This window comes from Streptomyces sp. NPDC002265, assembly GCF_040296125.1.
Classification (GTDB): domain Bacteria; phylum Actinomycetota; class Actinomycetes; order Streptomycetales; family Streptomycetaceae; genus Streptomyces.
Map to the genome: position 1 here is coordinate 1 of NZ_JBEOWS010000336.1, position 10483 is coordinate 10483.

Annotated in this window: 10 protein-coding genes; 4 read left to right on the forward strand and 6 right to left on the reverse strand. The window is 72.4% G+C overall.

Going from position 1 to position 10483, the window contains the following annotated elements; genetic code table 11:
• Positions 1–52: 52 nt before the first annotated feature.
• On the reverse strand, positions 53–1165 hold the full coding sequence (locus ABT085_RS37705; RefSeq protein WP_351618776.1) for an SDR family oxidoreductase: 1113 nt from the start codon (positions 1163–1165) through the stop codon (positions 53–55).
• 192 nt (positions 1166–1357) lie between these two features.
• On the opposite strand from ABT085_RS37705, the gene ABT085_RS37710 reads away from it, so the two are divergent.
• Both ABT085_RS37710 and ABT085_RS37715 read left to right on the forward strand, forming a co-directional pair.
• Positions 1358–2833 (forward strand): zinc-dependent metalloprotease, encoded by a 1476-nt coding sequence (locus ABT085_RS37710; protein ID WP_351618779.1) that lies wholly within the window; start codon positions 1358–1360, stop codon positions 2831–2833.
• Positions 2830–3363, forward strand: coding sequence for an NUDIX hydrolase (locus tag ABT085_RS37715; RefSeq protein WP_351618781.1), 534 nt, complete (start codon positions 2830–2832; stop codon positions 3361–3363). The genes ABT085_RS37710 and ABT085_RS37715 overlap by 4 nt, the downstream gene beginning before the upstream one ends.
• A 50-nt stretch (positions 3364–3413) precedes the next feature.
• Here the strand turns inward: ABT085_RS37715 and ABT085_RS37720 are convergent, their stop codons facing one another.
• The 4 genes from ABT085_RS37720 to ABT085_RS37735 form a co-directional block, all read right to left on the reverse strand.
• Positions 3414–4169, reverse strand: coding sequence for an AIM24 family protein (locus tag ABT085_RS37720; protein WP_351618784.1), 756 nt, complete (start codon positions 4167–4169; stop codon positions 3414–3416).
• An 18-nt stretch (positions 4170–4187) separates the two neighbouring features.
• On the reverse strand, positions 4188–4868 hold the full coding sequence (locus tag ABT085_RS37725; RefSeq protein WP_351618787.1) for an AIM24 family protein: 681 nt from the start codon (positions 4866–4868) through the stop codon (positions 4188–4190).
• 11 nt (positions 4869–4879) lie between these two features.
• Positions 4880–6550: a TerD family protein gene (locus ABT085_RS37730; RefSeq protein ID WP_351618789.1), complete on the reverse strand. Its 1671-nt coding sequence runs from the start codon at positions 6548–6550 to the stop codon at positions 4880–4882.
• Between the two features lie 138 nt (positions 6551–6688).
• Positions 6689–7285, reverse strand: a complete 597-nt coding sequence (locus ABT085_RS37735) for a M48 metallopeptidase family protein (protein WP_351618792.1) — start codon at positions 7283–7285, stop codon at positions 6689–6691.
• Positions 7286–7547: 262 nt separating this feature from the next.
• Here ABT085_RS37735 and ABT085_RS37740 point away from each other — a divergent pair, with 262 nt between their 5' ends.
• Positions 7548–8798: a TOMM precursor leader peptide-binding protein gene (locus ABT085_RS37740; RefSeq protein WP_351618795.1), complete on the forward strand. Its 1251-nt coding sequence runs from the start codon at positions 7548–7550 to the stop codon at positions 8796–8798.
• Positions 8791–10152 carry an ABC1 kinase family protein gene (locus ABT085_RS37745; protein WP_351618797.1) on the forward strand — a complete coding sequence of 454 codons (1362 nt, stop codon included), beginning with the start codon at positions 8791–8793 and terminating at the stop codon, positions 10150–10152. Before ABT085_RS37740 ends, ABT085_RS37745 begins: the two co-directional genes overlap by 8 nt.
• A 21-nt stretch (positions 10153–10173) precedes the next feature.
• On the opposite strand, the gene ABT085_RS37750 is transcribed toward ABT085_RS37745, so the two are convergent.
• On the reverse strand, positions 10174–10383 hold the full coding sequence (locus ABT085_RS37750) for a hypothetical protein (RefSeq protein ID WP_351618800.1): 210 nt from the start codon (positions 10381–10383) through the stop codon (positions 10174–10176).
• Positions 10384–10483 lie beyond the last annotated feature (100 nt).

A 10483-nucleotide genomic window follows, 5' to 3' on the forward strand; every position in this document is an offset into this window, starting at 1 on the left:
GTCAGGACCCGCGGGTCGTCAGGACCCGCGGGTCGTCAGGACCCGCGGGTCGTCAGATCCGCCGGCGCGCCTTCCGGGCCCGCCGCACGACGGCCGCCGCGCCGAGCAGCGCGACCGTCGCGCCCGCCGCGCCCGCGGCCGTGGCGTCCTTGCGGCCCAGCCGCCGCCCGGCCACCGTGTGCCTCCCGGAGACCTCCTCCAGCAGCTCCGCGAGCACCTCCTCGTTGGTCCACCGCGGCCGCCAGCCCGCGTCGTGCAGACGGCTCCCGCTGACCACCCAGGGGTACATCGTGTAGGCGAGGTCCCCCGCCGGGGACGGGGTGAGCCCGATCCGGTGCAGCCGGGCCGCCGCGCCGAGCGCGACCGCCGACGGCAGCTCCATCCGCCGGATCCCGCTCAGCTCCTCGACCTCCTCCTGTTCCAGCCATCCGTCGCAGCCCACGGCGAGCTCCCCGTCGACCTTCTCCAGGACGGCGTACTCCAGCGCGCTGCACAGGTCCTCGACGTGGCAGAACTGCCACGCGGGCCGTGAACCGGCGACGACGAGCAGCCGAGGCGACTCGAAGTACCTGGTCAGCGCGGTGTCCGTCTCGCCGACGAGCACCGCGGGCCGCACCACCGTGACGTTGAGCCCCGGATGCGCGCGCGGTGCGCGCCGGGCGAGCCGCTCGATCTCCAGCAGGTCGCCGACCCCCGTGGCCTCGGCGGTCGCGCGCAGCTCGGCGTCCTCCGACAGCGGCAGCTCGTTGTCCGGCAGCGCCCCGTAGACCATCGCGGACGTGCACAGCACCACGCGGTGCACGCCGGCCGCCGCGGCCGCGGTCAGCACGGTCTGCGTCCCCCGGACGTTGTAGGCGGTGCGCGCGGCCGCGTCGCTGCCCAGATCCAGGTCGAGGGCCAGGTGCACCACGGCGTCGGCGCCGCGCAGCTTGTCCGCGATCGCCGGGTCCCGCACGTCGAGGATCTGCCACTGCGCCTGGGCACACTCCCCCCGGCGCTCGTCGATCGCGATGACCTGCTTGATCTCCTCCGACGCGGCGAGCCGCGCGGTCAGCAGCGCGCCCACACCGGACGCGGCGCCGGTGACGGCGACGACGGGCCCGCGGGCGGTGGGCGGGCCCGAGTGGTTTCGCGCTGCGCGAACCTGCGGATCTGGGGAACTCACCAGGTGTCTCCAGCGGTTGTCTTCTGTACGGGCGCGAGCGACGCGTACGTACCAGGTGGCATCCATCCTGCCGCAGGCCCTCCGTCGGCGAAGCACCGAGGCCCGATCCGTCCGCGGTGTCTAGGCTGGGTGGTGTTGTCGGGCAGTCGTGCCGCCGGAAAGAACCGGTGGCCTTACCAGCCGAGGAATCCCGTGAGTGACACCCCATTCGGATTCGGCCTTCCGCCGGAGGAGCCGGAGAACGGCGACGAGGGCAAGAAGAAGGACCAGCAGAGCGGTGGTGGTCAGGGACCGGCCAACCCGTTCGGCTTCGGGCCCGGTGGCCCTGGCGGCCCCGGTGCGGACAATCCGCTCGCTGCCATGTTCGGTTCGCTGAGTCCCAACGACCTGGGCGCCGCGTTCCAGCAGCTGGGCCAGATGCTCTCGTACGAGGGCGGCCCGGTGAACTGGGACATGGCCAAGCAGATCGCCCGGCAGACGGTCGCCCAGGGCACCGCCGACGGCGTCAAGGACGCGAGCGTCGGTCCCTCGGAGCGGACCGCGGTCGAGGAGGCCGTGCGCCTGGCCGACCTGTGGCTGGACGACGCGACGTCCCTGCCCTCCGGTGCCGCCTCCGCCGTGGCGTGGTCGCGCGCGGAGTGGGTCGAGGCGACCCTGCCCGCGTGGCAGGAGCTCGTCGACCCGGTGGCCGAGCGCGTCGGCGCGGCCATGGGCGATGTCCTGCCGGAGGAGATGCAGGCCATGGCCGGCCCGCTGATCGGCATGATGCGCTCGATGGGCGGTGCCATGTTCGGCACCCAGATCGGGCAGGCCGTCGGTGTGCTCGCGGGCGAGGTCGTCGGCTCGTCCGACATCGGTCTGCCGCTCAGCCCGGCCGGCAAGGCCGCGCTGCTGCCGGTGAACATCGAGTCGTTCGGCAAGGACCTGGGCGTGCCGAAGGAGGAGGTGCGGCTTTACCTCGCCCTGCGCGAGGCCGCCCACCAGCGTCTGTTCGCCCACGTGCCGTGGCTGCGCTCGCACCTGTTCGGCGCGGTCGACGGGTACGCGCGCGGGATCAAGGTCGACACGGCCAAGCTGGAGGACGTGGTCGGCCAGTTCGACCCGCAGAACCCGGAGCAGCTTCAGGACGCCCTTCAGCAGGGCATGTTCCAGCCCGAGGACACGCCCCAGCAGAAGGCCGCCCTGGCCCGTCTGGAGACGGCTCTGGCGCTCGTGGAGGGCTGGGTGGACGCGGTGGTCCACGCGGCCGCGAAGCCGCGTCTGACGTCCGCCGACGCGCTGCGGGAGACCCTGCGCCGCCGTCGTGCCACCGGCGGTCCGGCCGAGCAGACGTTCGCCACCCTGATCGGCCTCGAACTGCGTCCGCGGCGGCTGCGCGACGCCTCCCGGCTGTGGGCGTCCCTGACGGACGCGAGGGGCGTCGACGGCCGTGACGCCCTGTGGGCGCACCCGGACATGCTGCCGACGGCCACCGACCTGGACGACCCGGACGGCTTCGTGCACCGCGAGCACCTGGACTTCTCCGAGCTGGACAAGATGCTGGGCGAGGCGGCGAGCGGCCGCTCGGGTGACAAGCCCGACCTGAGGAAGGACCGCGCGGCCGAGGACGGCGACACCAAGGACGGCGGGTCCGGGAGCGGCGGCACCGAGGGCGACGGCACCGAGTGAGCCTGTACGAGAACGCGGTCCTGGTCCTGAAGGATCACACGGGCCGGGACGCGGACCAGGAAGCGCTGCGCGCGGTCTACCTGGACCATCTGGCGGCGCACCCGGACGGCGTGTGGAAGGCCTGTCACGCGGGCCATGTCACCGCGAGCGCCCTGGTGATCGACCCCGAGCACGGCCGGGTCCTGCTGACCCTGCACAGGAAACTGCGCATGTGGCTCCAGACGGGCGGTCACTGCGAGCCGGGTGATGCCACCCTGGCGGACGCGGCACTGCGTGAGGCGGCCGAGGAGTCGGGCATCGACGGGCTGACGCTGCTCGCGGGCGGGCCCGTGCGGCTGGACAAGCACCCGATCCCGGCGCCGTGCCACTGGCACTTCGACGTCCAGTACGCGGTCGTGGCGCCCCCGGGCGCGCAGGCCGCGATCAGCGACGAGTCGCTCGACGTGCGCTGGTTCGCCTACGACGAGGTGGCGGACGTGGCGGACGACTCCGTCGTACGGCTGCTGGAGGCGACCCGCGCCCGGCTGTGAACGGCCGAGGGGTGACCGGCGTCACGGTCACCCCTCGTTCACACGTGCGGTCAGCTCCAGACGTTGCCCTGGTTCTGGGCCCGCGCGCCGTGCTGTCCCATGCCGAACTGGGCGGCCAGGCCCTGCCCGATCTGGGCGTTCTGCGGCGGCAGCAGCTCGCTCGGCTGGACCAGCGCGAAGCCGGTGCCCATGAAGCTGAGCTCCCAGCCCTCGCCGGTGCTGCCCCGGCGCCGCCACACCCCGGACGAATGCGTCTGGGCCTGCATCTGCACCCGCAGACCGGTCGACCAGGCGACGATCGCGTCGGCGTCACAGTTGACGTACTTGTCGGGGGTGACCTGCATCATCAGCGGCGCGCCCGAGGTCATCAGGGCGACCTTGCCGCGGCCGGTGATGTTGAGCTGGTACTTCCCCGAGCCGGAGATGCCGTACAGGCTGTCCACGGCGATGACCTCGTGGTGCAGCGACGAGTCCATCGCGAGCACATAGCTGCTGTCGACGGTCAGCCCGTCCTGCTCCACGTCCACCAGGTGGACGTGCTGGGCGAGGTTGGCGAAGAACACCGTGCCCTGCCCGTGGCAGCGCATCAGGTCCAGGCCCTCACCGGTGTAGGCGCGCGAGCGCGCCTGGTGGTTGCTCCGGTACTCGGCGTCGAACTCGACGAGTCCCTGGTAGGCGACCATCGTGCCCTTGCGGGCCAGGATGTCGTCGTGACCCTCCAGGACGACACGCAGCATCTGCTTGCTCTGCAGGCTCCAGCGTTCCTGGGTCTGCTGGTCGTTGAAGGCGAAAAGCGGGCTCTGCATGGTGACTCTGGCTCCCCCTCAGCCCCGGAACCGCAGGCGGTCGGTGCTGTCCTCGCTGGGCTGGACGACGACGATGCCCTGGCCGGAGAAGGCCATCTGGTACGCCTCGCCGCTGCCGCGGCCGATCAGTGACTGCGCCTTGAAGCTGCGCTTGCCCTTCACCTTGAGGTTCGGGGACCAGGCGACGAGCGCGTCGGGGTCGACGTACGTCTCGTCCTCGCCGCCGCCGCAGTCCACGACGATCGGCTTGCCCCGGGAGGTCAGCGCGACCCAGCCCTGCCCGGAGATCTTGGTGTTCCACAGGCCCTGCCCGGCGAACTTCGCCAGTCCCTTCACCCGTTCGACGCCCCACGTCAGATGGGCGTCGAAGGCGAGCAGGTTGGTGGCGTTGACGGAGATGCCGTCGCCGTTGAGGTTGATCACGACGACGTCCGCGCCGTAGTCGGCGAGGTAGAGCAGTCCGTCGCCGGAGGCCTTCATCAGGGGCGCGCCCTCGCCGGTCATCCAGTCGCGGGCGATCTGGCGCACGGCCGGCGGGTTGGGCTCGTACTGGACGAAGCCTTCGTAGGCGACCATCGACCCCACGCGCGCGAGGAGGTCGTTCCCGGTCTGCATGGCGACCTTCAGCATGTGGTTGCCGTGGTTCTCCATGCGGGCCGTGACGGGTGCGGGGGCATAGCCCGCGAGCGGCTGGTTCATGACGGGCTCCCTCAGACCTCGTACGGCTGGACGACGATGAAGTTGCCGGGAGCACCCCGGAACTGGAGGTTGACGCTCTCGCCGGTGTCGCCCGGGTAGGCGTTGCGTCGCATCCGGACCTGGCTGGAGACGATCACCTGGGAGGCCGCCGACCAGGCGACCACCGCGTTGCAGTCGGCGAACGTGGTGGGGGTGACGGGCAGCACCACGGGCGTGCCGTGCGTCTTGACGACGATCGTGCCGGTGCCCTGGAACTGCATCGTGAACAGGGCGCCGCCGGGGATGCCGTGTCCCTCGATGCGGCGGACCTCGTACTGGAGGCTCTCGTCGAAGGCGAGGACGTTCTCGGCGGAGACGCAGATCGCGTCGCCCTGGAGCTCGACCGGGTGCAGATGGGTGGCGTTCTCGGCGAGGAACACCTGTCCCTGGCCGGTGCAGCGCATCAGCTGCATCTCCTGGCCGGTCGCGTTGCCCACGATCCGGCCGGCGAACCCGGCGCCCTTGTAGCTGAAGTCGACCTTGCCCTGGTAGAGCACCATGCTGCCCTGGCGCGCCAGCACGGGCTGGCCGCCGACACCGAGGTCGACGCGGATGAGCTTCTTGTTCTGCTGGGTCCAGCGCTGCCCGGTGGGCGTCTCCTTGAACTGCTGGAGCGCGGACGTCACACCGGCGCCGCCCTGGGGCGCACCCTGTGGCATCCCGTAGGGGGCTGCCTGCTGGCCCGGGACCTGTCCGAACGGCGGCTGCTGGCCGTACCCGGGGGGCGCGGGCGGCTGCCCGTAGCCGGGCGGCGGACCCTGCGGGGCGTGGGGCTGCGCGTAGCCGGGGGGCATGGGCGCGCTCGGGGCCTGCTGCCCGTACGACGGCTGCGGCGGCTGGCCGTAGGGGGCCGGCGCGGGCGACGGGGGCGGTACGGTGCCGCCGCCGGGCGGGGCCAGGGGCGCGATGAGGGTCGGCGCGCCGTGCACCGAGGGTGCGGGGGCCGGATGCGGCGGGGTGGCGCCGGGCGGCGGCGGGAAGCCCTGCGCGACGGTCGGAGAGGGCTGCGGGGCCGGCGCGGGGGCCGCGGGCGCACCGAACGCGGGCGGGGCGAAGCCCGGAGCGGCACCGGTCTGCGGCTGCTGGGCCTGCTGCGGCGCCGCGGGCGCCTCCTCCTCCATGACCTCACCGCCGAAGTTCTTCAGCAGCGCCTCCAGGCCGCCGTCGAAGCCCTGCCCCACGGCCGCGAACCGCCAGACGTCCTTCAGGTAGAAGTCGCCCAGCATCACGGCGCGCTCGGTGGAGAACTCGGAGCCGGTGAAGGAGTACCGGGCCACCTCCTCGCCGCCGGCCACGATCCGGATGTAGCCGGGGCCGACCTGCGACATCTGCCCGGCGCCGTCGATGGTGGCCGTGAAGGACAGCTTCTGGATCTGCGCCGGGATCCGGTCGAGCGTGACCCGGAAGGACTCCGTATCGCCCGCCTGCCCGCCCAGGAGCTGAATGGCCTCCTCGGGGGACTTCGGCTGGTTGAAGAAGATGAAGTACCGGTCGTCCGAGAGCCGTTCGTCCGCGTCGAGGCCGAAGCAGCTGATGTCGAAGCCCAGTCCCGGGCCGGTGATCTGCACGCCTACGTACAGATCCGTGCCTGCCGTGAGGTCACTGATCTTGGCCTTGTGGCCGCGTTGGAATTCCCTGGCCATGCGTAACGACCGTCCCCCATCCCGAATGCGAGTGCGTCGCGCCAGGCTAACCGCAAACTCCGACAACGCGGGCGGTCGGTACCGTCCCGGTACACAACCAGTGCTCAGCCCCGACGGACGCGCCGCCGCGGCGCGGCGTCACTCACTGCGCGCACCGGGCAAATGGGGCAGCCGGTCGGCGGCGACCACTCCTTCCAGATAGCCCCGCGCCCGCTCGGTGCGCGGGTACGCCTCCAGCAGCCGCCAGAAGCGCGGCCCGTGACCGGGCACGAGCAGATGCGCCAGCTCGTGCAGGAGCACGTAGTCGAGGACGTAGTCGGGCATGCCCTGGAGCCGGTGCGACAGCCGGATGCTGCCCTCGGCCGGGGTGCACGAGCCCCAGCGCGTGTTCTGGTTGGTGACCCAGCGCACCGAGGCGGGCCGGGCCCGTCCGCCGAAGTACTGGTCCGACAGCCGTTCGGCGCGCTCGGCCAGTTCGGCGTCACCGAGCACCCGCTTGCTCTCCTGGGCCGCGAGCTTGTCGAGCATGACGGTCACCCAGCGCTGCTCCTCCGCCTCGGACATCCGGGCGGGGATGAGTACGACGGTGCGATCGCCCTCGCGGTAGGCGGAGACCGTCCTGCGGCGACGGGAACTCCTGCGCACCTCGATCGCGCTCGCCACCGAGCCGCTCGGCGGCTGGTTCGTCGTGCTGCGCTGTGGAGTTCCGGCACTGTGCAGTGGGTCGGCGGGCACGCCCCGACGTTACCCGCTGCACATGGGGGAAGTCCCGACTCCGGGACGGTCGGGTTTCCGATCTCCCGCCAGGCGTCCGATTCATACGACGAACATCCCCTGCCTGTGGACAACTTTCGGCACCGTCCGGCCGGGCCGGGCATCCTGGCATTCGCCGGCGGAGCATGGACCGGACTCCACCGGCCAAGAGGGACGATCCATAACGTTCCGTGACTTCCTCTCGCTCCTTCCTGCGACTTCATCTCGGCTACGGGGGCCTGTCATGCATCCGATGGTGAAACCCGCGCTGCGGCGCGGCTGGCGCGACCTCAACACCGTGCAGTTCGGGATGACTCCCGCGCACGCGATGACACTCGGCCCCGTGGACACGGCGACCGGCAGCTTCCTCGATCTGCTCAACGGCACCCGCGGCCTCGCGCTGCTGCGCGAGGAGGGCCGCCGTATGGACCTGCCCGACGGGCATGTCGACACGCTGGTCACCCGGCTGGCACGGGCCGGACTCCTCGACGACGCCAGAGGCGGCGGGCCGCCCGCCGAGGCGTTGCGGGGCAGAAAGGAGGCCCTGGCCCGGCTGGGCCCCGACCTGGCCTCGCTGTCCCTGACGACCTCCGGGCCGGGCGACGCGATGGACCGGCTGGCCGCCCGCCGTTGTCTGCGGGTCCAGGTCAGGGGCGCCGGGCGGGTCGGCGCCCTGCTGGCGGCGCTGCTCTCGGGCGCGGGCGTCGGCGAGGTCGACGTACGCGACGACGGCCGCGTCGAGCCGGGTGACGTGTCACCGGGCGGGCTGCCCGCCGAGGCCGTCGGGGAGCGCCGGGACACGGCGGCCCGTCGCGCCGCCCGCCGGGCCGCCCCGGACCGCCCGCCCCGGCGTGCCGTCGGCGCACCCGGGGGCGCGCAGCCGCCCGGGGCCGCGGTCGCTCCCGGGGGCGCGGGCGAGCCGGGGTTCTCCCTGGTGGTCCTCGCGCCGCGGGACGACGTGGCCGTCCACGCCCCCGCCCCGTCCGTCGCCGAACCCCTCATCGCCTCCGGCACACCCCATCTGTACGCCGGAGTCGTGGAGGCGACCGGAGTCGTGGGCCCCTTGGTCCTGCCCGGTGAGACGGGCTGCGCCGGCTGTCTGCACGAGGGGCGCCGGGAACGGGATCCGGTCTGGCCCCGCCTGGTGGCCCAGTGGCAGTCCGGAAGGCCGCGCCCTGTACGCGCGTGCGACCTGACGCTGGCCACGACCGTCGCCGGACTGGCGGCCGCGCACGCACTGGCGTTCCTGGACGGCGGGCTCCCCTCCACCGCGGGGACCCGCTGGGAGACTTCGCTGCCCACGCTCCAGTGGCACGCACGGCCGGTCCGGGCGCATCCAGCCTGTCCGTGCGGGGCGGCGGAGAAAGGTAAGGGAGAACACACCTCCATGGAAGGGGAGTCGCGCGAGACAATGGCCGGGCAACGGTCGCCGACGAAGCCATGCCCTACCGCAGGCACACCGCGACCGGCTGGGACTTGGAGGGCGCATGTCTGATCTTCCCCGCAAGGCGGTCACCCGGACCGCCAAGCTCGCCGCGCTCCCGCTCGGCTTCGCCGGGAGAGCCACGTGGGGACTCGGGAAAAGGATCGTGGGCGAGTCCGCCGAGCTCGTCGGCCGCGAGCTCCAACAGCGCACGGCGGAGCAGCTGTTCAAGGTCCTCGGCGAGCTGAAAGGCGGGGCGATGAAGTTCGGGCAGGCCCTGTCCGTCTTCGAGTCGGCGCTGCCCGAGGAGGTCGCCGGGCCCTACCGGGCCGCGCTGACCAAGCTTCAGGAGGCGGCGCCGCCGATGCCCACGCGGACCGTGCACACCGTGCTGCGGGAGCGGCTCGGGGAGGACTGGCCCAGTCTGTTCAGGGAGTTCGAGGACAAGCCGTCCGCAGCGGCCTCCATCGGCCAGGTGCACCGGGCGGTGTGGCACGACGGCCGCGAGGTCGCGGTCAAGGTGCAGTACCCCGGAGCGGGCGAGGCCTTGCTCTCCGACCTGAACCAACTCAGCAGGTTCGCCCGCTTGTTGGGACCTCTCATTCCGGGGATGGACATCAAGCCGCTGATCGCCGAGCTCCGGGACCGGGTCTCCGAGGAGCTCGACTACGGACTGGAGGCACAGGCCCAGCGGGCGCACGCGCAGGAGTTCGCGAGCGACCCGGACGTGGTGGTGCCTGCCGTGGTCCACCAGAGCGACCAGGTCCTGGTCTCCGAGTGGATCGACGGTGTCCCGCTGTCCGAGGTGATCGCCGACGGCACCCGGGCCCAGCGGGACCGCGCCGGGCAGCTGCTGGCCCGCTTCCTCTTCTCCGGGCCGGCCCGGACGGGGCTGCTGCACGCCGACCCGCACCCGGGGAACTTCCGTCTGCTGCCCGGCGACTCCGACGACGACTGGCGTCTGGGCGTCCTGGACTTCGGCACGGTCGACCGGCTCCCGGGCGGACTGCCCACACCCATCGGCCACTCGCTGCGGATGACCCTCGAAGGCCGGGCCGACGCCGTGTACGAACTCCTGTGCGCGGAAGGGTTCGTCAAGGACTCCATGGAACTGGACCCCGACGCGGTCCTCGACTATCTCCTGCCCATCATCGAGCCGGCCCGGATCGAGGCGTTCACCTTCACCCGCGGCTGGATGCGCGGCCAGGCGGCCCGCGTCGCCGACCCCCGCTCGCCCGCCTACCAGCTCGGCAAGCGGCTCAACCTTCCCCCGTCCTATCTGCTGATACACCGGGTGACCCTGAGCACCATCGGTGTCCTGTGCCAACTGGGCTCGACCGTGCGTCTGCGCGGGGAACTGGAGGAGTGGCTCCCGGGATTCCTGCCGGACCTGGCGGAGGCCGAGGAGTCGGCCGCGGAGGCCTGAGTCCGGGGGCGACGCACTCCGTCACCACCAGGCGGAGTCCAGCCGCCCCTCGATCGCTCTGAGGTTGTCGCGGGAGCAGGTGTCGCAGAAGTACCGCCGGCGGCCGTTCTCCACGGAGCAGGTCCAGGTGGGCCGCGGGCCCTCGGCCCGTCTGCCGCAGCGGGTGCATTCGAGAGGGCGCGGCTCCTGCTCGGAGTCGCGGTCGTCACTGCCTCCGGGAAGACTCGTCACTCTTCGACGATATCCCCGGGGCCGGTGGATCAAGGCTCACAACGCACCGCGGGGGGGGGGGGGGGGGCCCCCGCCCGCCCCCGACGGACAGCGCAAAACA